The sequence below is a fragment of the Halorussus salinisoli genome (assembly GCA_005239435.1).
Taxonomy (GTDB): domain Archaea; phylum Halobacteriota; class Halobacteria; order Halobacteriales; family Haladaptataceae; genus Halorussus; species Halorussus salinisoli.
In genome coordinates, this window is record SZNP01000009.1 from 135,601 (window position 1) to 156,516 (window position 20,916).

Below are 20,916 nucleotides of genomic sequence, written 5' to 3' on the forward strand. Positions count from 1 at the left end.
ACCTTTCCCTGCGCCCAGAACCTCGGGTTCGCGGCGATTCTTCGCCGGCAAAAGCTCGACCGGGAACACCGGAAGACGAACCGCGTCTTCCGAGCCTTCACTCGCTCTGCTCGCGATGACGCGGGGAGGTTCGGGGAGCGGTGACGGTGCCGTGCGGTTGCGGTACGGTCGGTTCGACCGGTAGTTAGCTTCGTTTCGACTTCACTCTCGTTCTCGGCAGAAGTACACGAGACGAACTTCGAATCGCGCGCGTCCGAGTTCGACCGTGTATCTCGCCGGTATCCCCGTCTTTTCCCGGGCCGACGCCCCCAGAGCAACCATGAGTAGCGACTACATCCACCTCAATCTCTTCACGATGAACTCGGTCGGACACGTCACGACCGGCAACTGGCGGACGCCCGGCGACCAGTCCCACCGCTACACGGACGTCGAGTACTGGCTCGACGTGGCCCGGACCGCCGAGCGCGGCGGGTTCGACGCGGTGTTCTTCGCCGACGTGCGGGGGATTTACGACGTGTACGGCGACGACCGCGAGACCGCAATCGAGAACGCGGTCCAGACGCCCGCCAACGACCCGCAGGCGCTGGTGCCCGCAATGGCGACCGCGACCGACCACCTCGGGTTCGCGGTGACGCGCTCTACCACCTACGTCCACCCCTACCAACTCGCCCGCGAGTTATCGACGCTCGACCACGTGACCGACGGCCGAGTCGCGTTCAACGTCGTCACCTCCTACCTCGAAAGCGCCGCCCGAAACCTCGGACTCGACGAGCGGATGGACCGCCAGACCCGCTACGACCGGGCCGACGAGTTCATGGACGTGTGCCACCGCCTCTGGGAGGAGAGCTGGGACGACGACGCCGTGGTTCGGGACCGAGAGACGGGAGTGTACACCGACCCGGAGAAGGTCCACGGCGTCGATTTCGAGGGCGAGTACTTCGACGTCCCCGACGCCCACAGTTGCGAACCGTCGCCTCAGCGCACGCCGGTCCTCTATCAGGCCGGGTCGTCGGACCGCGGCCGGGAGTTCGCGGCCGACAACGCCGAAGCCGTGTTCGTCAGCCAACCCACCGAGGAGGGCGTCCGGAGCTACGTCGAGGACCTGCGCGAACGAGCGGCGGCCAAGGGCCGCGACCCCGACGAACTCCGGTTTTTCCCCGGCGTGGTGCCCATCGTTGGGGAGACCGAGGAGGTGGCCCGAGAGAAGTACGCGACCTACGCCGAGAACGTCGATTACGAGGCGACGCTGGCACTACTTGCCGGTTTCACGGACATCGACTTCTCGGAGTTGGACCCCGACCAGAAGGTCGAACACATCGAGACAGACGCGATTCAGGGCGCGGTCAACGCCTTCACGCAGAACGACCCGGACCGCGACTGGACCGTCGGCGAAGTCGCGGAGTTCGCCGGTCTCGGTTCCACGTCGCCCATCGTGGTCGGGGACCCCGAGCAAGTCGCCGACGAACTCCAGTACTGGTTCGAGGACGTCGGCGTGGACGGGTTCAACCTCAAGGAGGTCGTCCGACCCGGCACGCTCCGGGACTTCGTGGACATGGTGGTTCCCGTCCTCCGCGAACGCGGACTGGTCCGCGAGGAGTACGAGGGCGACACGCTGCGCGAGAACCTCTTCGAGGAGGAAGGCCGGACCCGACTCGCCGACGACCATCCGGCCCGGAACTGAGTCGGGAGCCGACGAGTTTCCGGCCACGAGTCCGAGAAATGAAATAAACAGAAATTTTAACTCCCGGCCACGCGCCGCATTCGATAGCGTATGGCAACCACGTCACGAGGCTTCGTAAACGGCATGGCGAACAGGGCGAATCCCGCCTTCGCGGCCGGAGTCGTCGCGGTCCCGCTGGTGGCGCTGGTCTACGCCGTCACCGTCGGCCCGCTCCAGCATCTGAACTACGTTCACGTGATGGCGGGGGTACTGTGGACCGGCATCGACCTCTTCCTGGGACTGGTCCTCGGACCGGTCGTCGGCGGACTCGACACCGAGAAGAAGGCGGCGGTGTTCCGGCGGCTCACCCCGAAGACGACGTTTCTGATGCCGTCGCTGGCGACCGTAACCATCTTCGGCGGCGTCACGCTCGCGCAGGACCTCGGAAAGTTCCCCCACGCCGACCCGTGGATCGCGCTGATGAGTACCGCGATCGCACTGCCCGTCGTCCTGCTGGTCGCCGCGCAGTTCGACGCGCTGACCGACCGGCGAACCCTCGGCGTCTTCGGCGTCGTGGGCGTCGGCCACGCGGCGTGGTTGGCCCGGACGCTCCCCGAGTTCGCGATGACTTCTCACGAGATCGCGGCGGCGCTCGGCATCGTGACCATGCTATCGATTCTCGGCTTCGGCGTGCTGTTGCCCGGCGAACTGCGGATGTACCGGGAGATGACCTCCGCGAACCCCGACGAGGAACTCATCGGTGCCATCGGGATGCGCAACGCCAAACTGGCCGGCGTGCAGGGGACGCTCCAGTTGGCGATCATCTTCGTGATGGTGTACGTCCGGTTCTGAGACCGTCTCGACCCGAACTTTCGACTACCGACCGATACACGCGTACATAACAAGCCCCCTGCCGAGAGCAGTAGGACTTTTGACCGCCCACTGTAACGTCTTCCACATGACCGCGACCCGCGAAATCCTGTTGACGAACGACGACGGGATAGATAGCCCCGGTATCCGCGCCCTCTACGACGCCCTCTCGGAGGTCGGCAACGTCACGACCGTCGCGCCCGCCGACGACCAGAGCGCTGTCGGGCGAGCGATGACGTACGAGGTGCCGGTCCACGAACACGAACTCGGCTACGCCCTGGAGGGGACGCCCTCCGACTGCGTGGTCGCGGGACTCGCGGAACTCGGCCCGTACCCCGACATCGTGGTTTCGGGGTGCAACGAGGGTGCGAACATCGGCGCGTACGTCCTCGGGCGTTCGGGCACCGTCAGCGCCGCGGTCGAGGCCGCCTTCTTCGGCGTGCCCGCCATCGCGGCGTCGCTTCACGTCCCCCAGAGCGAGTGGCCCCGCGAGACGGAGGTCGAGGAGTACAGCGAGGTCGCCGAGGCGGTCCGCTATCTCGTGGAGCACGCACCCGACGCGGGCGTCTTCGAGGAAGCCGAGTACCTCAACGTCAACGCACCGCTACCGAGTGAGGGTCACACCCCGATGGTCGTCACCCGACCGTCGCACGTCTACGACATGGACGCGAGCGAGGAGGACGGCGTGGTCACCCTCCACGACCACACGTGGGAGCAGATGGACGGCGAGAGTCTGCCCGACCCCGAAGGCACCGACCGCCGGGCGGTCTACGAGGGCAAAATCAGCGTCTCGCCGCTGACCGCGCCGCACACGACCGAGCGTCACGAGTCGCTGGACGAACTGGCGGAACGGTTCTGAACGAAGAGCCGAGGTACACGTTGGCAAGATTTATCTAACGGTACTGAGAATAGAGAGGTATGGTCAAGAGTACAGTCCGATTTCCCGAACCCGTAGTCGAGGAAATCGAAGCACTCGTCGACGAAGGCGTCGTGGAGAGCAAATCCGAGTTCCACCGCTTCTGTTCGGAGTACGTCCTCGCACAACTCGACTCCGACTACGAACCGAAGACGCTCGACTTCGACGCCCTCAGAGACGAGCTTATCACCCAGTCTTCCGGCCCCTCGGACGCCGACAGCGTCTCGTTCCTCGAATCCGTCCTGGTCGTTCGGAAGTACGCGCTCCGAGGGAACATTCAGGACGCCGAGGACTTCATCGACCACCACTACGACCCCCACGAGCGAGACGCCGTACTCCTCGAAGAACTCCTCTCGTTCTACCACGAGTCGGCACCCGATTCGGCCTCCACGCCGCGACATTCGATCAGTCCCGAACGTCGGTGAAATCGGAACCCCGCCTCGGACTTCGCCGTGGAAGGTATCCCGTCCGCCGACACGTCAGTCGTTTTCTCAGGGCGTCAGCACCACCTTGATGCACCCGTCCTCCTTGTCACGGAAGGTTTCGTACATCTCCGGGCCGTTCTCTAACGGTTCCTGATGAGTGACGACGAAGGACGGGTCGATGTCACCGTCCTCGATTCGCTCCAAAAGCGGGTCGAGATAGCGTTGGACGTGCGTTTGCCCGGTCTTGACCGTCAGGGCTTTGTTCATCAGTGAGCCGAACGGGAGGTCGTCCACGTGCCCGAGATACACGCCGGGAACCGAGAGCGTCCCGCCCTTTCGACAACACCGAATCGCCTGTCGAAGCACGTGTGGCCGGTCGGCCTCCAGGTGCATCTCCTGTTTCACCTTGTCTACGACCCCAGTGACGCCCGTACCGTGCGCTTCCGTCCCGACCGCGTCGATGCAACGGTCCGGGCCGCGACCCCCGGTCATCGCCATCAGACGGTCGTAGACGTCCTCTTCCTCGAAGTCGATGGTCTCGGCGTCCCCGTGTTCTCGTGCCATCTGTAGGCGCTCCGGTACTCGGTCGATGGCGACCACTCGGCCAGCGCCGAGCATCCACGCACTCTGGATAGCGAACTGCCCGACCGGTCCGCACCCCCAGACGGCGACCGTGTCACCCTCCTCGATGTCGGCGTTTTCGGCGGCCATGTACCCCGTCGGGAAGATGTCCGAGAGGAACAGCACTTGCTCGTCCGGTAGGTCGGAGTCGATTTTGACCGGGCCGACGTCGGCGTACGGCACCCGCAAATACTCCGCCTGACCGCCGGCGTATCCGCCCATCATGTGGGAGTAGCCGAACAACCCGGCGGGCGACTGACCCATCATCTTGCGGGCGATTTCCGCGTTCGGGTTCGAGTTGTCACAGAGAGAGTAGAGGTCCTCCTCGCAGAACCAACACGAGCCACAACTGATGGTAAAGGGCACGACCACTCGGTCGCCTTCCTGTAGATTCTCGACGGCGCTTCCGACTTCGACCACCTCGCCCATCGGTTCGTGGCCAAGCACGTCGCCCTCCTGCATCGTCGGCACGTAGCCGTCGTACAGGTGGAGGTCGGAGCCGCAGATGGCGGTGGCGGTGATCTCGATTATCGCATCGTGCGGATTGACGATTTCGGGGTCGGGGACGGTATCGACGCGGACGTCCCCTTCGCCGTGCCAGCAGAGTGCCCTCATCGTCTCCCCCAGAGTCGTTCACGTCCACCGATTCCTACAGGCCGTCGTCTCGGAGACTGCGCCGTCCGCACTGGATATTTATTTGTCACTTTCTCCCCCTCGTTACTGACGACCACAGAAGATTTAGTAAAGATAGTGGCCTCTGCTACGAGCGGTTACTCTCGCTCGTCGCTCCGGAAAACACCGTTTCTCAGCGGGTGGTGCTGTTATTCGTCCGAGATTTCACCCTGTCGATTGGACTTCACCGGATTCGGATCGTGATACAGCGTCGCCTCGCCGGCGCTTCCGCGCCCAGCGAAACGTGACACCGACAACGAACCCGAGCGTGGCGAGGACGACTGCTTCGGGAAACGTGCGTTCGAACGCCGCAACAGGGTCGAGACGATAGTTTTCGACTCCGCTGAGAGACGTAATCGTCCAACTGACGTTTCCGTAAACGGGACTCCATCCGAGGAGTGTGCTCGGGAGAAACCCTTCGTTCAGATAGGCGTGAAGCGCGGCGAGGCCGATAACGGAGAACGCGCCTGTCGCGTGCCAACTGGGAAGGTATTCATCGAGGAGGAACACCTGGTGAAGCGCCTCGATAAGGCCGTTCTCGAAGCTCGTGAGGAAGAGAAGATACTCCAATATCAGGCTGGCCGTAACGAACCCACCTGCAAGTACGAGTGCTCGTCGCGTCCTCGTCCACTCCTTGCCCAAAATCAGGTCGACGAGTCGGTCGGACCGGAGAGCCATACGGCGTAGTTGTTACTCGAATAACTAATAATCATCTCTCCGAAAGGATTCGACCCGAGATTGTACGCTATCGAGTCTCTCGCTGTTCGACCTTGCTCAGAGAGACAATATCTATAATAGATTAGACTAAATATGAGGGTGTCTTTTCCGGGTTCTGCTCTAAAGCAGTAGTTGGCAATACGATTTCCTGACAACGATAATGGACACGTCTCTGGTCGTCCGTTAGCTGGGTTCCGAGGAACCATTGGCAGTTTGACTTCTAAGAGATGATTACAGAGGAAAAGTGGCATTCATTGGTAGCTCTGAATTGACAGTAATAAATATTCCAAAACGTAAACGATAGAAACTATCCTAGTGTGTTATGTTAACTATTAGCATGATTATTGTAGGTGGGAAGCAATGACGTCACACAAACCGGTCTCACGCCGAAGCGTCCTCCGAAAGGGAGCAGTAGCCACGGGAGCGGTCGTCTTCGGAGGAACGGCAGTCGTTGGTAGTTCAGTAGCGCACGATGAGCAATCTGGAGTCGTCGCACAAATCGAGAGTCACGGCCACTACGCGTGGTTCCCGTTGGGACCCGAGTCGTGGGGGCGGTCAGCTACACCGTACGATATGCAAGACGGGGACAGTCGATGGCTGGCACAGCCACAGTCCGATGGCAGCGTACGCTGTCTCGCGCAGAACCTCGGGACGGAGCCGCCGAACCGGAATACGGGATTCGACGTACATCTCGGGCGGCTTGGCACGATTGAAACCGTGACCGTCACCTCACGAACGCTCCGGACCCCGCGCTGGGGACCCGCCGAATTGTTCCTCGGCCTGTACTTGGACAAAGATGATAGCGGTGAGTTCGGGAATTGGGAGCCCAACGACGACGGAACGGAGAGTGCTCTTGGCTCCGATACTGACGATGAAGGGCTCCTGTTTTCAGCCGCAAGCGGAGAGGTGACTATCGACGGCGACACCGTATTCCGCCTTATTAATGCGGGAACCGAGGCGACACTGACCGAGTTGCAGGAGGGAACTGTTGAGGGTATCTCTGGGGAGACACTTGCCGCTCTCTATATCGGCGTCATCAACGGCGGAGAGGGCACAGACGAAGTAGTTGTCGAAGACATGCACGTCTCTCGGTCATAGATTGGCCGTTGAGACTCTCTTTGGTGTTAAAGGGTCATTCGTCGAGATTGCTATCAGTTCGCCCTCTGTCGGTTTCCACATTATGTCTTTGTTCTATCTTGTTCAGGTCTCGGTTGATGTTACAGATTCTGACTTCCTTGCCGGTTTCGGCCCCCTCGAGGACCGCTTCTACGTGATGGATATGTAGTGAATGTGTCTGTTCGGAGTCGTGATACTTTTGCGTGTTCGTAGCGTTGCCATGGTCATCCAGATGGCTCCGTTCGAATGGCTGACCCCCGAACGAGTGATGAAATCGCTGGGATTATTCGCGAGTTTTGGCTTACTTGGTGTAGGAGTTCTGAATATCTATCTTGGTCTCGTCACTTCTACTGATTTTGTTCTGTTCGGTGTAGATGCGCTACTGATGGCTGGTGGTTTGCAAGTGATCGCTGGAATCTTCTTCCTGATTAACGAGCATATGTTCCGGCCGCGAGTACCCTCCCGAAATCGGAGCAATTGAACGGGGTTTCATCTCCGCTCTCTGTTACGCCATGAGTACGGTTGCCTCACTGTTATCGAGTAAATGAGGCGGAGAGAGAATCTAACAGTATGTTCTACCGCTTGTCACGTTGCTCAACTTTGTTCAGGTAGCTGAAATCCAGCACGGATTCTCCTGAAACTTTGGGGAATCGGTCCAAGTGAAATCCTTCTAATCCGGGGAGAGAGGCCTTAGATACGCCGTACATATAAATGAACGACTGGGTAACCGCGCGATAAGGGTATGGTGCGGTAACTCGTAGCACAGGTATGGACACGCCGCTCGACGAGGGATAGTTCGTAACATGCCAGAACCACAAACCGAAATAGACGAAGAAACCGTCCAAGGATTCGGCGCAGAGCTGCGAGGCGAAGTCCTTCGCCAAGGGGACGCGGGCTACGACGAAGCGCGCACAATTTGGAACGGGATGATCGATAAACGGCCAGCCCTCATTGCCCAGTGTGCGGGCGCCGCGGACGTGATCACGGCAGTGAACTTCGCCCGAGAGTACAACCTTGAAATCGCTGTGCGCGGCGGCGGCCACAACGTCGCCGGCACCGCCGTCTGCGACGACGGCATCGTTATCGACCTCTCAGCGATGCGGGCCGTGTGGGTCGACCCACGCGCGCGGACCGCCCGGGTACAGGGCGGTGCCCTGTGGAGTGACGTGGACCACGAGACCCAGGCCCACGGACTTGCGACCACGGGCGGCATCGTCAGTCACACCGGCGTTGCCGGGCTTACCCTCGGCGGCGGAATCGGCTGGCTGATGCGCAAGCACGGCCTCACCGTCGACAACCTGCTCTCCGCCGATGTGGTGACCGCCGATGGCGAGTTCGTCCGAGCCTCGGAAGACGAGCACTCGGACCTGTTTTGGGCGTTGCGGGGAGGTGGTGGAAACTTCGGGATTGTGACCTCCATTGAGTTCGCCCTCCACCCTGTCGGTCCCACTGTACTCGCCGGCCCCGTGTTCTGGCCAGCGGACGACACCGCCGACATGCTGCGCTTCTACCGCGACTTCGTGCGGGATACGCCCGACGAGCTGGGGACTATCGTCAAGTTCGGGACCATCCCTCCTCTCCCGGTTGCCCCCGAGGAGATTCACTGGCGACCCGCCGTGGCCATCAACGCCTGCTACGCCGGTCCGATCGAGGAGGGTAAGAGCGTACTCCGACCGCTGCGCGAACACGGCACACCGCTTCTCGACTTGGTCTCTCCCGAGCCGTATGTGGCGCATCAGAGCGGGACCGACAGCACCGTTCTCCATGGGTGGCACTACTACTGGAAGTCAACCGACTTGCCCGAACTGTCCGACGACCTAATCGACGTGTTCGTCAACCACGCCTTCTCGGCGGAATCACCCCGTTCGTACTCGGTGCTGTTCCATCTCGGCGGAGCGGTGAGCCGGGTCGATAATGACGCCACCGCCTACACCGGTCGGCACGCGCCTCACAACATCAACATCAATGGCGTGTGGCGTCCCGACGAGACGGACGAGTTCGCCGAGTCGGAGACCGAGTGGGTCCGTCGATTTTTGGACGCACTCGAACCGTATCGAGAGGGCGTCTACGTGAATTTCCTCGATGCCGATGACGGCACCCAACGGGTCCGTGAAGCCTACGGTGAGCACACCTACCGGCGGCTCGCCGAGATCAAGGTCGAATACGACCCCGACAACGTGTTTCACCTCAACCAGAACATCGAGCCTACAGGCTGACGGTTCTTGACCAAGCTGGCACTCAGCCTTTCGCACCGATACTGCATTCCTTCAAGTGGCCGTCACAGAAGGGTTCACACTCCGACGCTGTCTTGCGGTCGATGTCCGTGTAATTGACTTCTTTATGTTAAGTGTGGGAACATTAATCGCCTGATTGGATACAGCACATGTTAATTGTTAACGTGAATCACGTCAAGTATTCTGTGACGGGCTCATACCAGTCACCAATTCACCGACGAAGGAAAGCGCAACTGCCGGAAGAAAATCGTCGTGCTATATTCTACGTGCAGGCCTTCAGAACCCCGTTTTCGACTACCGAGACTCCCTTTGCTCCACCTTGTTCAACTCTATCAACAGCCTGAAAATCGCTTTCACGAGGTTCGCGTCCACGCCGAACTGCTCGGCGTTCTCGCCCGCGCGGTCCATCACGCGCTGTTCTTGGTCCTCGTCGGTCGTCGGCATCTCCCGTTCGGCCTTGACCTGCGCGACCGTCTCGGCCACGTAGGTCCGGCGGGCGATGAGTTCGACTATCTCTCTGTCGATGCTCTCGATTTCCTCGCGGAGTTCCCCGAGGTTCATCTCGTCCGGGCGCCGTCGTTCTGTGTCTTCGTCAGCCATGTCGTACCCTCTCGTTGATTCCATCGGTCTCGAACCTGTTCAAGTACCGCGCGCTCGCCGACCGCGACGAAACTCGGGCCGGTCCCCGACAGCGAGACGCCGCGAACGTCGGGTAGCGCGTCCAGCATCGGGTCGGCCGGAAAGTCGAGCGCCGCCGCGAACGCGAAGCCGTTGACCGTCATCGCCTCGCCGTAGCGGCCGTCCAGTGCGAGGTCGGCGACCAGTTCGGCGACCGGCGCGATGCGCTGGCACCGGTCCACGTCGGCGTCGGCGCTGTAGGCCTGCTCGGGCGGCGTCCAGACCAGCACGTCCCACGAAATCGGTTCGCGGTCGAGCAGTTCGTCGCTCCGGTTGTCGGTGACGGTGACGCCGCCGAGCATGCTCGCGCTGGCGTCGTCGAACGCGCCCGTCACGGTAACTCCGGCGTCGCGGGCCGCGCGCACTCCGAGTCGGCAGGCCTCCTCGCGTGGCACGTCGTCGGCGACCCCGAGTGCCGAGAGCGTCGCCAGCACCGTGGCGTTCGCGGCCGCGCTGGAACTCTTGAGTCCGGCCGCCATCGGCACTTCGCTCTCGGTCCAGACGTGACCTCCCGAAACGTCTCTTCCACCGTGTTCCTCGACCGCGAGTTCGACGCATCGCTCGATTAGGGCGGTGTCGGCGTCGGGCGCGTCGGCGATTTCGCCCGCGAACGACCCCGAGAAGTCGAGTTCGACCTCGGCGGTCGTCTCAGCGTCAATGGCGAACGCAGACCCTTTCCCGCAGGCGAGGGCGTTCAAGACCGTCCCCGCGGCGGGTGCCGATGCTCGGCCGTGCATGTCCGGCACTCTCTCGCGGGACGTATTGACGCTGGTGGTTGGTGCAATCGACTCGTCGAGCGAGTACGGAGCGATGATGCGATTTAGGTTCCGTTCGGTAGCTACCGGTAGCCTAACGCTCGAAGTCGCTCTTCCATCTCCGAGTCGTCCATCGTCTCCGTAGTTTTGCTCGGTACGTCTGCTCTCGTCTCTCTGCGGGTTTCGTGTGGCATCACTAACCACGGGACTCGCACGAGCGACGGATGAGTGAGACCCGGCGGATGGCCCCACATCTTCGCCGGAATGGGTCGCATGCGCTCGCCGAACATGTTGCCGTGGTCCGTCGAGACGACGACTTTTCCCGCGATGGAGTCTCGAATGCGTTGGACGTGCGGCAGCGCGATTTCGAGATTTTCTTCGTACGCTTCACGTATCGCCGCCGGGTCTTCGGTCGCCAATCGATAGCGCAGTCGCACCCAGAGCGAGAGTTCGGAGGACGAGTCGTCACTCGACGACTCGTCCCCGGCCAGACCGGCGTGAGTGATTCGTCGTCCCGTGTCACCGATGAACGGCGTGTGGGGTTGCATGAAGTGACTGATGATACGCTTGTGCGGATACTCCTCGGCGGCGTCGATCGTCGCCTCCGCCATCGTCTCGGGCGGAACCGTCCGCAACTCCTCGTCCCACCCCCAGTCGAGTACGTCGACTATATCGTGAAATACCCCCTCTCCTTTGAGCGATTCGGCGTGCGGATTTGCCGATACGTACACCGTGTCGTGATACTGACCGTCGGCGAAGTTCCGTTCGATAAACTCGCTACTGTGGCTTCCGAGCGACGAGACGGTAGTCAGATCGCCGTCCAACCAACTGCACTTCTCGAAGGTGTCGAACCGGCAACCGTCGAGCAGAATTAACGTGTCCCAGTCTTGGTCCATCACGTGGATTCCGTCCTTCTCCGACAGTTTTCGGTTGAGTTTCATCGTTTGCCACGCCGCTTCTCCCAGAAGCACTTTCGGATTTCGGAGCATCCGTCTCGCGTTCCGTAACGTAATCTTCGAGCCCATGACCATCTACACCATCTACAGTTGACTACTCCCGTATGGTGTTTAATAACCTTTCAATCTGCAAATCTGAATCGTCATTCACGGCCCGTTCGTGCGAAGAAACGCACTCCTTTTCCCCTGCCCGGACGAAATCTCGACCATGAGCGCGCGCAACGACGTGGCCCCAGACACCCTCGGCGTCGAGTTGGCCGAGGACGGCATCGTCGTGGAGTACACCGACGGCCGGGACACCTACTACCGCGGCGTCCCCGAGAAGGTAGCCGGGACGCTCCGAACCCAACCGAACAAACTCGTCCAGATTCTGGTCACGGACCCAACCGAGACCGAGGGCGTGATGATGTACGTCAACGACCGCAACACACACGACGACATCCTCGAATCGTCGGGCGTCGGTCGGGTGATGCTCGACCCCGGTGAGGAGGAAGAACTGTTCCCCGGCGTCACGGTTCGCATGGATGGCTACGCCATCGAAGTGGAGGCCGACCCCGAGACCGCCCGCGGCCGGGTGTTCGTCTTCGAGGAGGACGAACTCGACGAGCAGTCCTACGAGATGGTCAACGAAGACTGACGCTCGCCATGCCACTCCCGAAACGCTGGCAGTCGCTGAACCGCGGGACGGTCGGGACCGCTCCCGAGCAGTACGGCGCGTACGAACTCGGCGAGGACGGCGAGGTCCTCGAAGTCGGCTGGGGCGTCCTGCGCGACGAACTCAAGGACGCGCTGGCCTACGGGTCAGGCGACGAAGTCCGGTGGGAGACCTGCCAGACGAGAGCCGAGGCGAAGGAACTCGCGGAGGAACACCGCGAACGCGCCGGTCTGTAACCCGGAGCGGGAGGCGACCGTGGCACGGGGGACGATCGAGGCCGACGGGCAGGAGAACCGCGCTCGGTGACACCGACGACGGGACGCGCTTTCGCAGTTACTGAATATAGGAGGGGTCCTCGTGGTCGCAGTTCTCCTCGTGTTGCTCGGCGTCGGACTCGTCGTCGAACATCATCCCACACCCCTCGCACTCGTACCACGTCACGTCGTCGCGCTGGGTTTTGACGACCATGGTTGGAGATACTGTATCGGCGGACAAATCCTTTGTCCCGGAGTCGGTCGCTCGACGGAAGTCTGCTCGCGTCTCGACACCCGGCGGACTCCGACCACCGAGACGGAAACGCCGACCACCGCGACAGGGGAACCCTCAATACGGACGAGCAACGAGAGACTGACATGAACGCGAAGGGTTCCGCGGCAGTCGAACTCACCGTCCAGGGCGCGGAGAAGCGCGACGCGGGCCGGGGCATCGCTCGCATCCCCGAATCGGCCCGGTCGGCGCTGAGCGTCCTGAGCGGCGACACCGTGGTCGTAGAAGGCGAGCGCGAGACCGTGGTCAAGGTTTGGCCCGCGGGGAGCGACGTGCCAGACGGCGCGGTCCAAATCGACGGCGAGACGCGATCCAACGCCGGAGTAAGCATCGGCGACGCGGTGACGGTTCGCCAGATTTCGGTCGCCGCGGCCGAGTCGGTGACGCTCGCGCCGACCGCCAGATTCGACCCCGACGACCGCGACACGCTCGAAGGGGCACTGAAGCGCACGCTCCAGGACCGGCCGGTCAAGGAGGGCGAGCGAGTCCGCATCGAACGACTCGGCGACGCGGGAACGTTTCGGGTCGGCGCGACCGACCCAGACGGCGTGGTCCGCGTGACCGACGGCACCGACGTGACGGTCGCAATATCGTCCGGGTCGGGCGGCGTCGGGTCGGGGTCAACCGGGACAGGCCAATCCGGGTCGGGAACCGACGTTTCGATTCCCATCGGCGGCGAGGGGAACGCCGACGGCCAGACGCCGTCCAAGCCGACGGGCGCGACCTACGAGGACATCGGCGGACTCGAAGAGGAACTCCGGCGGGTCCGCGAGATGGTCGAACTCCCGCTCTCGAACCCCGCGCTGTTCCGGCGTCTCGGTATCGATCCGCCGAAGGGCGTCCTGCTGTACGGCCCGCCAGGAACGGGGAAGACGATGATAGCCAAGGCGGTCGCAAACGAGGTAGACGCCCACTTCATCACGATTTCCGGGCCGGAGATCATGAGCAAGTACAAGGGCGAGAGCGAAGAGCGCCTGCGCGAGAAGTTCGAGGAGGCCCGCGAGAACGCTCCGACCATCCTCTTCTTCGACGAGATAGACGCCATCGCGGGCGAACGCGACGAGGAGAGCGACGTGGAGAATCGCGTGGTCGCCCAACTCCTCTCGCTGATGGACGGACTGGAGTCCCGCGGCGAAGTCGTGGTCATCGGCGCGACCAACCGGGTTGACGCCATCGACCCCGCGCTTCGACGCGGCGGACGATTCGACCGCGAAATCGAAATCGGCGTGCCCGGCGAGGCCGGACGGCGCGAGGTGCTGGACGTTCACACCCGCGGGATGCCGCTGGCCGACGGCGTGGACCTGGACCGACTCGCGGCCTCGACCCACGGATTCGTCGGCGCGGACCTCCACGCGCTCTCGACCGAGGCGGCGATGGCCGCGCTCCGGCGGGCGCGCGACGCCGGGGCCGACGACGAGGCGCTGATGGACGTGAAAGTCACCCGCGAGGACTTCGAGACCGCGATGGCCTCGGTAGACCCCTCGGCGATGCGCGAGTTCGTCGCCGAATCGCCCGAAATCGGCTTCGACGCGGTGGGTGACTTGGAGGAGGCCAAGCAGACGCTAACCGAGGCCGTGGAGTGGCCGCTCGCGTACCGGAACCTCTTCGAGAAGACCAACACCGAACCGCCGACGGGCATCCTGTTGCACGGCCCGCCGGGGACCGGTAAGACACTGCTCGCGCGGGCGCTGGCGGGCGAGAGCGGTGTCAACTTCATATCTGTGGAAGGTCCTGAACTGTTGGCCGCTCCTGTCGGCGAAACTGAAGCGAAAGTTCGAGAGATATTCGACAAAGCGAGGCAGGCCGCTCCTGCCATCATCTTCTTCGACGAAATCGATGCAATCGTGAGAGAGCGTGGTACCGGACACAGTGGCGGAGGAGAGGTCAACGATAGGGTGGTCTCCCAGTTGCTCACTGAAATGGACGGATTGACGGACAATCCCAACATCGTCATCCTCGGAGCAACCAACCGCTACGAGAGTATAGACCGCGCCTTGCTTCGGCCCGGCCGACTGGAGGAACACATCGAGGTCCCCGCGCCCGGCGAGGAGGGCCGCCGGGCGATTCTGTCGGTTCACGCCGACGACAAGCCTCTCGCCGACGACGTGGACCTGGACGACCTCGCCGCGGAACTGGAGGGGTACACCGGGGCCGACCTGGAGGCGGTGGTCCGGGACGCCTCGATGCGGGCGATTCGGGAGGCCGCCGACGCGTGGGGCGTCGAACAGGCCGACGAGAACGCCGGCGAAATCGAAATCAAGCGCCGACACTTCGACGCCGCCGTGGAGAAGGTCAGACCGACGCTGGACTGAGACCCGAAGCGGCGGAACCGGCGAAAGCTGGGGAGTCCGAAGGCTACGTCTCCGGGTCGGCCCACGTCGAACGGCGGACGTGTTGGCGTCCGGACGCGTCCTCGTGAGTTCCCAGTAGACGGCAGTCCACGGGCCGCCGATTCGTAGTCTCGACGCCGAATCGGGAACAAGCTTGAAGCGTGCTTGCCTGCAAACGAGAGTAGGTGGGTACGAATGGACATCTCCGATGCAGTAACGACCGAGTACGTGGACGTGAACCCCGGTACCAGATTGGGGAAACTCCGAGGACTGTTCGACGAGGACCAGAGCCTCGACGCTATCGTCGTCCGCGGTGAGGGCAAGTTCGACGGTCTCGTCACCCGGAAAGACCTCGTCAGTTCGCACCACAACCCCGACGCCAAGGCCCAGTCGGTGGTGCGCCATCCGCCGAAAGTTAGCCGAACCGAGGACGTGCGCGAGACCGCCCGACTGATGGTCGAGAACGGGGTGAAACTGCTTCCCGTGTTCGAGGACGACGCGTTCCGAGCGGTCGTCACGGCGACCGACCTCCTGAAGGCGGTACAGGAGAACCTCGGCGCGCTCGACGTGTCCGACGTCTACACCTCGGAACTGCTCACGGTCGCTCCCGACGACAGTCTCGGCGAGGTGATCAACCTGGTTCGGACGCACCAGTTCACCCGCGTCCCAGTCGTGGACGACGGCGAGACGGTCGGCATGATAAGCCTCTACGACCTCGTGGACTTCACGACGCGGGAGGTGGACCGCGAGCAGGGCGGAAACAGCAACGCGACCGACTCGTTCGGCGGCGGCGTCTCCAAGAGTCAGGGGCGCACGCACGGTGGTTGGGGCGAACGCTCGGGACTGGCCGCCCGACTCCTGGACCTGCCCGCCCGCGACGTGATGAACACGCCGGTCGCGACGATTACGCCCGACGCGGGACTCGACGAGGCGCTCGAAAAGATGCTGGAACACAACTACTCGTCGCTGGTCGTCGTCCCCGAAGGGTTCTCCAAACCCGAGGGCATCGTGACCGAGACCGACCTGCTCCGGGCGCTGACGTGGACCGAGGACGAGCAGTACAACGTCCAGGTGTTCGGCGTGGACCTCATGGACGACCTCACGCGCGAGAGCGTCGCCGAGCGCATCGAGGAGATAGACGGGAAGTACCAGAAGATGGACCTGCTCGAAGCCAACGTGGTGTTCCACCGGCACAAGGAGAAGTTGCGAGGCACGCCGCTCCTCCAAGCCACGATTCGACTGTTCACCAACGAAGGGCTGTTCTCTGGCACGGGTGAGGGGTACGGCGCGAGGGCGTCGTTCGACGAGGCCGCGGCGACCGTCGAGGAGAACGCGCTGTCCGACAAGGAGCGCAAGTCGCCTCGGAGCCAGATGGAACACGAGCGCGAACGGACCGCCGAACTCCTCCAGTGGTGGCGCGTCGGCGAAGTCAGCGAAGAGTAGAACGTCGGCAGGACATTCGGAGCAATCGTTTCGGTTGCATTCTTACTTTCAAAAGCAATATTTTCGATTGTTTCGGAACGCCATAGAGTTATTACGCTGTCTAATTCGCTCCGGATCGGTCCCTCGTAAACGAGCCCGACCATCGACTGGCGGGACGTCTCGGCCGACCGAACCACCGTTTGGGCGTCCTCGTTCGCCTTCGACTCTCACCGACGCTGCGTATCTGAACACCACCTTGCGAACTATCCTCAAAGACTATTTGCCCGGCCTCCGATAGTTCTTCAGGCACACTATGACTGGCATCACCTACGAAGACTTCATCGACCTCGGCTACGACCCCGTCGAAACCGACCTCGTCTGCGAGTTCTACGTCGAACCGGCCGCCGACATGGACATGGAGGCCGCCGCCAGTCGCGTGGCCTCCGAGAGTTCCAACGGGACGTGGGCCGAGTTGCAGGTCGAAGGCTCGGTGCGGAACCTCAGCGCCACGGCCTGCGGTATCGACGGGAATCGAGTGACGGTCGCGTACCCAGACGCACTGTTCGAGGCGGGCAACATGCCCCAGGTCCTGTCGTGCATCGCGGGCAACATCCTAGGCATGAAAGCCGTAGAGCGCATCCGCCTGCTCGACTGCGAGTGGCCCGAGAAACTGACGACCTCCTTCCCCGGACCGCAGTTCGGCACGAGCGTCCGAAACGACATCTTCGACGCGGGCGACCGACCCATCACCGCGACGGTGCCCAAGCCCAAAGTCGGCCTCACGACCGACCAGCACGTACAGGTCGGCTACGAGGCGTGGACCGGCGGCATCGACCTCCTGAAGGACGACGAGAACCTCACCGACCAGGAGTTCAACCCCTTCGAAGAGCGCCTGAATCGAAGCCTCGAAAAGCGCGACCAGGCCGAGGAGGAGACCGGCGAGAAGAAGAGCTACCTGGTCAACGTCACCGCCGACGGCGACGAGATGTTGAACCGCGTGGACTTGGCGGCCGAACAGGGCTGTGAGTACGTGATGGTGGACGTGATTACGACCGGGTGGGCCGCGGTCCAGCAGGTCCGCCAGCGATGCGAGAAACACGGTCTCGCCATCCACGCCCACCGCGCGATGCACGCCGCCTTCGACCGACTGGAGACCCACGGCGTCTCGATGCGGGTCATCGCGCAGGTCGCCCGCCTCTGTGGCGTCGACCACATCCACACCGGGACCGCCGACCTCGGCAAACTCGAAAACGAGGACACGGTAGGCATCAACGAGTGGCTCTATTCGGACCTCTACGGCCTGAACGACGTCCTCCCGATGGCCTCCGGCGGGCTTCACCCCGGACTCGTTCCGGAACTCGTCGACCGCGCCGGGACCAACATCGGGATTCAGGCGGGCGGCGGCGTCCACGGTCACCCGGACGGGACCCACGCCGGAGCCAAGGCCCTCCGGCAGGCCATCGACGGGACGATGGAAGGCGTCCCGCTCGAAGAGTACGCCGACGACCACCCGGAACTGGCGACCGCACTCGACAAGTGGGGCACCGACACGCCGCGGTAGTCGGTCGGTCAGAGCGCCGACGCCGAGTACGATTCTGGATTTTGCACCCTTATATCAATGTTGTAGAAACCGAGACGTCCCATAGGTAATAAACGACCGACTGATAATAACCGGGCAGTCACGTCGGAGGAGTTGTCTAGAGTCGTTGCCGGACGGCCGGCGACCCGGGCGACCGGTGAGATGCCACCGCGGCGGCGTCCGATAGCGGATGTCGTTCGAGTAACCGGCTATCGGGTGAAATTCGAACGCCCACACAGGTCTCGGAGTATGTAAAGCCGCTATTTGAGTTTACAGAAAGTCCTTTGGAGTGCCCCCGAAACGAGAGGGCATGAACCGACGCGAACTCCTCCATCGTGCCAGCGCGCTGGCCGCCGTCGCTGGCGTCGCTGGCTGTCTCGGTAGTGCTGGTAGCGACTCCCCACCGACGGACCGCGAGCCGACGACCGACTCCGGGGCGACCACCGACGACGCCCGCGGCCGATTCTCCGGGGTCAGGTCCGACCACGACGACCCCTTCCGGACGATTTCCGTGGGAAGCCGCGAAGAAGTCGCCTTCCCCGACAACAACCAGCCCCGCGGCGTTCGGGTCTGGAACGCCGCCGACGAGAGTCGAGAGATATCCGTACGGGTCGCCCGAAGCGCCGAAATCCTCGTGGACCGGACCCTCGATTTCGAAGCCGACGCCTACCTCGAACTCGTCCTGAACGAACCCGCCGACTACGCACTCTCGGTCGGTCTCGCGGACGGAGACGCGACGACGGTCGATATCTCCCGCACGTCCTTCGACTGCAACCAGACCGGGACCGACGCGGGGGTCATGCCCGACGGCCGCGTCGAAACCATGTCGATGTCCACCGCGATGGCGTGCCACGGCCCGGAAGTCGCCGACGCCGCTCTCTCGGTCGGGCGGAGGTCCTGCGGCACCGAACACCGCGCGACGGTCGGCTTCGAGGGCGAGCGGGTCCGGATGGACGGCGCGGTCAGAACTCCGACGCCGCAGTCCGACCTCTCGCTCGCAGGGACCGACTACGACCGAACCGCCGATGCGCTGACGGTCCGCGTCCGTGCGAGCGAGACCGACGACGGCGACCCGGGTACCCAGTGCGTCGGCGAAGTCACCTACGAGGCGACGGTGGACTTCGAGTACGCGCTCCCGGACGAGGTGGCCGTCGTCCACGAGAGCATGGACGAGACCCTCGAAGTGACGCGGGCGGACCGAGGCGGGGATTAGCTCGACAGTTGGATTCGGCCGCCGAGGACCGAGTTCACCACTGCACCGAACAGGACGACCGCTCCCGCGAAGTAGAGCCACGTCAGCAGGAGTAACACCGCGCCGATGACCCCGTAGGCCTGGTATCGCCCGGCGTTCGAGAGGTAGAACTGGAACAACACCTGTAGCGCGACCCACCCGATGCCCGCGACGACGGCACCCGGAAGCGCCTCCCGGACGGACACGTCGACCGGCGGCATGACGTAATACAGCGGCAGGAACGCCACGACGAGACCGGCGACGAGCGCCAGATTCCCGAGGACGTTGGCGAACGGGACCGCCTCGGCGAGCGAGGGCGACCGGAGGACGTAGCCGACCGCGACCATCAGGGCCACCGCGACGACGATCAGTCCGATAGTCACTGCGCCGTCCACTACCTGCTCGACGAGCGACGGGTCGCGCTCGGTACCGTAGGCCTCCGAGAACGCGATGTCCAGACCGCGGAACAGCTTGAGCGCGCTCCACGCGACGGTGACGAAGCCGACGACGCCCGCGCTGGTCCGACCGGTCGAACTCGTGAGCGCCTTCCCGAGGACTCGCTCGCCCGACGACGACAGCACGCTCTGGAACTGCTGGACGACGAAATCCGCGAACGCCTGCCCGCCCACGACGCTCCCGACGACCAACACGAGCAACGCCAACGGAATCAGCGAGACGAACGCGTAGTAGGCGACGCTCGCGGCCAAGAACATGACGTTACGGTCGCGCGCCACGTCTACGACTCGCTTGACGCGGCTCTGAGAAGTGGCCATAGTCGCTGTAAACGTCGGCCACGCCTTTAGGCCGTACGGCCCGGTCCGCAACGGTCCAGGGGAGACCTACCCCGTCGTGGTCTCGCTCCCGCCGACGGGGGTCGTCTCGGGCGGTTCGGTCCGCTCCAGCGTCAATCTCGAGAAGTCGTTGCATCGGCTCGACGACACGACGCTGTACCACTCGCCGACGAGTATCTCGGGCAGTTCGGGCCGTGCCCCTGGGGTCGTTTCGGCCGGGGTCGTCTCGTCGGCAGGTGTCGTCGTCTCGTTCCCCGGCGTCGTCTCCTCCTGAAGTGCGGCCTCGGTCGTCGTGTCGTCCGCGGGTGTCGTCTCGTTTCCGGGTGTCGTCTCGTCGCCGAGCGTCGGCGTCTCTTCCGCCGGAGTCGTCGTCTCGGGAGTCCGAGTTTCCAGCACTCGCTGGGGGACGAACAGTCCCCGGTATCCGAGGTCGATTTCGTCCCGGAGCGCCCGGACGATGAGTATCTGGACCTCCCGTTGCTCACCGTCTTCGAAGCATTCGCCGGGGATGGTCTGGGTCGCTGGGTTCCCCTGCGGGTCCCTCGGTCGGAACCGGACTCTGAACTGGTCGCCTTCTTGCAGGCTCAAACTGAACGCGTTCTGTACCTGCTGTGCCGACGCACCACCGACCGTGAACCCCGCGAGGCCGAGGACGCCCGCGGCCGCGCCTGCTCGGAGTACGTCGCGTCGTCGTGGTGAGTCACTCTCGTCTGCCATACCCGGATTTCCGCACCGTCGCCTC

Annotated in this window: 21 protein-coding genes; 13 read left to right on the top strand and 8 right to left on the bottom strand. The window is 63.1% G+C overall.

Annotated elements, in window-relative coordinates; genetic code table 11:
- The first annotated feature begins 319 nt into the window (after positions 1-319).
- From E2484_RS21845 to E2484_RS21860, 4 genes are all read left to right on the top strand, one after another.
- The gene (locus tag E2484_RS21845) at positions 320-1,681 is read left to right on the top strand and encodes an LLM class flavin-dependent oxidoreductase (protein WP_137287311.1); all 1,362 of its coding nucleotides are present in this window, start codon (positions 320-322) and stop codon (positions 1,679-1,681) included.
- 123 nt (positions 1,682-1,804) lie between these two features.
- Complete coding sequence (locus E2484_RS21850; RefSeq protein ID WP_170977461.1) at positions 1,805-2,512, top strand: hypothetical protein; 708 nt, start codon at positions 1,805-1,807, stop codon at positions 2,510-2,512.
- 106 nt (positions 2,513-2,618) lie between these two features.
- Positions 2,619-3,389, top strand: a complete 771-nt coding sequence (surE, locus tag E2484_RS21855) for a 5'/3'-nucleotidase SurE (RefSeq protein WP_137287313.1) — start codon at positions 2,619-2,621, stop codon at positions 3,387-3,389.
- A 59-nt stretch (positions 3,390-3,448) separates the two neighbouring features.
- The gene (locus E2484_RS21860) at positions 3,449-3,871 is read left to right on the top strand and encodes a ribbon-helix-helix domain-containing protein (protein WP_137287314.1); all 423 of its coding nucleotides are present in this window, start codon (positions 3,449-3,451) and stop codon (positions 3,869-3,871) included.
- 66 nt (positions 3,872-3,937) lie between these two features.
- Here E2484_RS21860 and E2484_RS21865 read toward each other — a convergent pair whose 3' ends face one another.
- Positions 3,938-5,107: a zinc-dependent alcohol dehydrogenase gene (locus tag E2484_RS21865; RefSeq protein ID WP_137287315.1), complete on the bottom strand. Its 1,170-nt coding sequence runs from the start codon at positions 5,105-5,107 to the stop codon at positions 3,938-3,940.
- 222 nt (positions 5,108-5,329) lie between these two features.
- The gene (locus tag E2484_RS21870; RefSeq protein WP_137287316.1) at positions 5,330-5,842 is read right to left on the bottom strand and encodes a hypothetical protein; all 513 of its coding nucleotides are present in this window, start codon (positions 5,840-5,842) and stop codon (positions 5,330-5,332) included.
- 612 nt (positions 5,843-6,454) lie between these two features.
- Here E2484_RS21870 and E2484_RS21875 point away from each other — a divergent pair.
- From E2484_RS21875 to E2484_RS21885, 3 genes are all read left to right on the top strand, one after another.
- On the top strand, positions 6,455-6,979 hold the full coding sequence (locus E2484_RS21875) for a hypothetical protein (protein ID WP_170977458.1): 525 nt from the start codon (positions 6,455-6,457) through the stop codon (positions 6,977-6,979).
- A gap of 238 nt (positions 6,980-7,217) precedes the next feature.
- The gene (locus E2484_RS21880) at positions 7,218-7,478 is read left to right on the top strand and encodes a hypothetical protein (protein ID WP_137287318.1); all 261 of its coding nucleotides are present in this window, start codon (positions 7,218-7,220) and stop codon (positions 7,476-7,478) included.
- 322 nt (positions 7,479-7,800) lie between these two features.
- Positions 7,801-9,213, top strand: a complete 1,413-nt coding sequence (locus E2484_RS21885; RefSeq protein ID WP_137287319.1) for an FAD-binding oxidoreductase — start codon at positions 7,801-7,803, stop codon at positions 9,211-9,213.
- A 312-nt stretch (positions 9,214-9,525) separates the two neighbouring features.
- Here the strand turns inward: E2484_RS21885 and E2484_RS21890 are convergent, their stop codons facing one another.
- The 3 genes from E2484_RS21890 to E2484_RS21900 form a co-directional block, all read right to left on the bottom strand.
- Positions 9,526-9,831 carry a chorismate mutase gene (locus E2484_RS21890; protein ID WP_137287320.1) on the bottom strand — a complete coding sequence of 102 codons (306 nt, stop codon included), beginning with the start codon at positions 9,829-9,831 and terminating at the stop codon, positions 9,526-9,528.
- A complete protein-coding gene (locus E2484_RS21895) occupies positions 9,789-10,646 on the bottom strand; it encodes a shikimate kinase (protein ID WP_137287321.1) in 858 nt (285 codons plus the stop codon). The genes E2484_RS21890 and E2484_RS21895 overlap by 43 nt, the downstream gene beginning before the upstream one ends.
- 101 nt (positions 10,647-10,747) lie before the next feature.
- Positions 10,748-11,605, bottom strand: a complete 858-nt coding sequence (locus E2484_RS21900; RefSeq protein WP_321112946.1) for an alkaline phosphatase family protein — start codon at positions 11,603-11,605, stop codon at positions 10,748-10,750.
- Positions 11,606-11,828: 223 nt separating this feature from the next.
- Here E2484_RS21900 and E2484_RS21905 point away from each other — a divergent pair, with 223 nt between their 5' ends.
- Complete coding sequence (locus E2484_RS21905; protein WP_137287322.1) at positions 11,829-12,257, top strand: DUF5796 family protein; 429 nt, start codon at positions 11,829-11,831, stop codon at positions 12,255-12,257.
- Positions 12,258-12,265: 8 nt separating this feature from the next.
- The gene (locus tag E2484_RS21910; RefSeq protein ID WP_137287323.1) at positions 12,266-12,511 is read left to right on the top strand and encodes a DUF7508 domain-containing protein; all 246 of its coding nucleotides are present in this window, start codon (positions 12,266-12,268) and stop codon (positions 12,509-12,511) included.
- Positions 12,512-12,608: 97 nt separating this feature from the next.
- Here E2484_RS21910 and E2484_RS25840 read toward each other — a convergent pair whose 3' ends face one another.
- Entirely contained in the window at positions 12,609-12,743 is a 135-nt protein-coding gene (locus tag E2484_RS25840) for a DUF7128 family protein (protein WP_321112949.1), read from the bottom strand.
- A 164-nt stretch (positions 12,744-12,907) separates the two neighbouring features.
- On the opposite strand from E2484_RS25840, the gene E2484_RS21915 reads away from it, so the two are divergent.
- The 4 genes from E2484_RS21915 (at position 12,908) to E2484_RS21930 (ending at position 19,365) form a co-directional block, all read left to right on the top strand.
- The gene (locus E2484_RS21915; protein ID WP_137287324.1) at positions 12,908-15,133 is read left to right on the top strand and encodes an AAA family ATPase; all 2,226 of its coding nucleotides are present in this window, start codon (positions 12,908-12,910) and stop codon (positions 15,131-15,133) included.
- Positions 15,134-15,346: 213 nt separating this feature from the next.
- Positions 15,347-16,594 (top strand): CBS domain-containing protein, encoded by a 1,248-nt coding sequence (locus E2484_RS21920; RefSeq protein ID WP_137287325.1) that lies wholly within the window; start codon positions 15,347-15,349, stop codon positions 16,592-16,594.
- Positions 16,595-16,886: 292 nt separating this feature from the next.
- Entirely contained in the window at positions 16,887-18,134 is a 1,248-nt protein-coding gene (rbcL, locus tag E2484_RS21925; protein WP_137287326.1) for a type III ribulose-bisphosphate carboxylase, read from the top strand.
- Positions 18,135-18,462: 328 nt separating this feature from the next.
- Positions 18,463-19,365, top strand: coding sequence for a hypothetical protein (locus E2484_RS21930; RefSeq protein WP_137287327.1), 903 nt, complete (start codon positions 18,463-18,465; stop codon positions 19,363-19,365).
- On the opposite strand, the gene E2484_RS21935 is transcribed toward E2484_RS21930, so the two are convergent.
- Both E2484_RS21935 and E2484_RS21940 read right to left on the bottom strand, forming a co-directional pair.
- Positions 19,362-20,156: a YihY/virulence factor BrkB family protein gene (locus E2484_RS21935; protein ID WP_137287328.1), complete on the bottom strand. Its 795-nt coding sequence runs from the start codon at positions 20,154-20,156 to the stop codon at positions 19,362-19,364. The two genes, E2484_RS21930 and E2484_RS21935, sit on opposite strands and share 4 nt — an antisense overlap.
- Positions 20,157-20,222: 66 nt before the next feature.
- Positions 20,223-20,891 carry a hypothetical protein gene (locus E2484_RS21940; RefSeq protein ID WP_137287329.1) on the bottom strand — a complete coding sequence of 223 codons (669 nt, stop codon included), beginning with the start codon at positions 20,889-20,891 and terminating at the stop codon, positions 20,223-20,225.
- Between the last annotated feature and the right edge of the window lie 25 nt (positions 20,892-20,916).

What these genes read in the sequence shown, in the direction of transcription:
- surE (WP_137287313.1), top strand. Translation starts at nt 2,619, where the DNA reads ATGACCGCGACCCGCGAAATCCTGTTGACGAACGACGACGGGATAGAT.
- E2484_RS21885 (WP_137287319.1), top strand. Translation starts at nt 7,801, where the DNA reads ATGCCAGAACCACAAACCGAAATAGACGAAGAAACCGTCCAAGGATTC.
- E2484_RS25840 (WP_321112949.1), bottom strand. Translation starts at nt 12,743, where the DNA reads ATGGTCGTCAAAACCCAGCGCGACGACGTGACGTGGTACGAGTGCGAG.
- E2484_RS21845 (WP_137287311.1), top strand. Translation starts at nt 320, where the DNA reads ATGAGTAGCGACTACATCCACCTCAATCTCTTCACGATGAACTCGGTC.
- E2484_RS21910 (WP_137287323.1), top strand. Translation starts at nt 12,266, where the DNA reads ATGCCACTCCCGAAACGCTGGCAGTCGCTGAACCGCGGGACGGTCGGG.
- E2484_RS21920 (WP_137287325.1), top strand. Translation starts at nt 15,347, where the DNA reads ATGGACATCTCCGATGCAGTAACGACCGAGTACGTGGACGTGAACCCC.
- E2484_RS21905 (WP_137287322.1), top strand. Translation starts at nt 11,829, where the DNA reads ATGAGCGCGCGCAACGACGTGGCCCCAGACACCCTCGGCGTCGAGTTG.
- E2484_RS21865 (WP_137287315.1), bottom strand. Translation starts at nt 5,107, where the DNA reads ATGAGGGCACTCTGCTGGCACGGCGAAGGGGACGTCCGCGTCGATACC.
- E2484_RS21875 (WP_170977458.1), top strand. Translation starts at nt 6,455, where the DNA reads ATGCAAGACGGGGACAGTCGATGGCTGGCACAGCCACAGTCCGATGGC.
- E2484_RS21890 (WP_137287320.1), bottom strand. Translation starts at nt 9,831, where the DNA reads ATGGCTGACGAAGACACAGAACGACGGCGCCCGGACGAGATGAACCTC.
- E2484_RS21935 (WP_137287328.1), bottom strand. Translation starts at nt 20,156, where the DNA reads ATGGCCACTTCTCAGAGCCGCGTCAAGCGAGTCGTAGACGTGGCGCGC.
- E2484_RS21880 (WP_137287318.1), top strand. Translation starts at nt 7,218, where the DNA reads ATGGTCATCCAGATGGCTCCGTTCGAATGGCTGACCCCCGAACGAGTG.
- E2484_RS21895 (WP_137287321.1), bottom strand. Translation starts at nt 10,646, where the DNA reads ATGCACGGCCGAGCATCGGCACCCGCCGCGGGGACGGTCTTGAACGCC.
- E2484_RS21870 (WP_137287316.1), bottom strand. Translation starts at nt 5,842, where the DNA reads ATGGCTCTCCGGTCCGACCGACTCGTCGACCTGATTTTGGGCAAGGAG.
- E2484_RS21860 (WP_137287314.1), top strand. Translation starts at nt 3,449, where the DNA reads ATGGTCAAGAGTACAGTCCGATTTCCCGAACCCGTAGTCGAGGAAATC.
- rbcL (WP_137287326.1), top strand. Translation starts at nt 16,887, where the DNA reads ATGACTGGCATCACCTACGAAGACTTCATCGACCTCGGCTACGACCCC.
- E2484_RS21915 (WP_137287324.1), top strand. Translation starts at nt 12,908, where the DNA reads ATGAACGCGAAGGGTTCCGCGGCAGTCGAACTCACCGTCCAGGGCGCG.
- E2484_RS21940 (WP_137287329.1), bottom strand. Translation starts at nt 20,891, where the DNA reads ATGGCAGACGAGAGTGACTCACCACGACGACGCGACGTACTCCGAGCA.
- E2484_RS21850 (WP_170977461.1), top strand. Translation starts at nt 1,805, where the DNA reads ATGGCGAACAGGGCGAATCCCGCCTTCGCGGCCGGAGTCGTCGCGGTC.
- E2484_RS21900 (WP_321112946.1), bottom strand. Translation starts at nt 11,605, where the DNA reads ATGAAACTCAACCGAAAACTGTCGGAGAAGGACGGAATCCACGTGATG.
- E2484_RS21930 (WP_137287327.1), top strand. Translation starts at nt 18,463, where the DNA reads ATGAACCGACGCGAACTCCTCCATCGTGCCAGCGCGCTGGCCGCCGTC.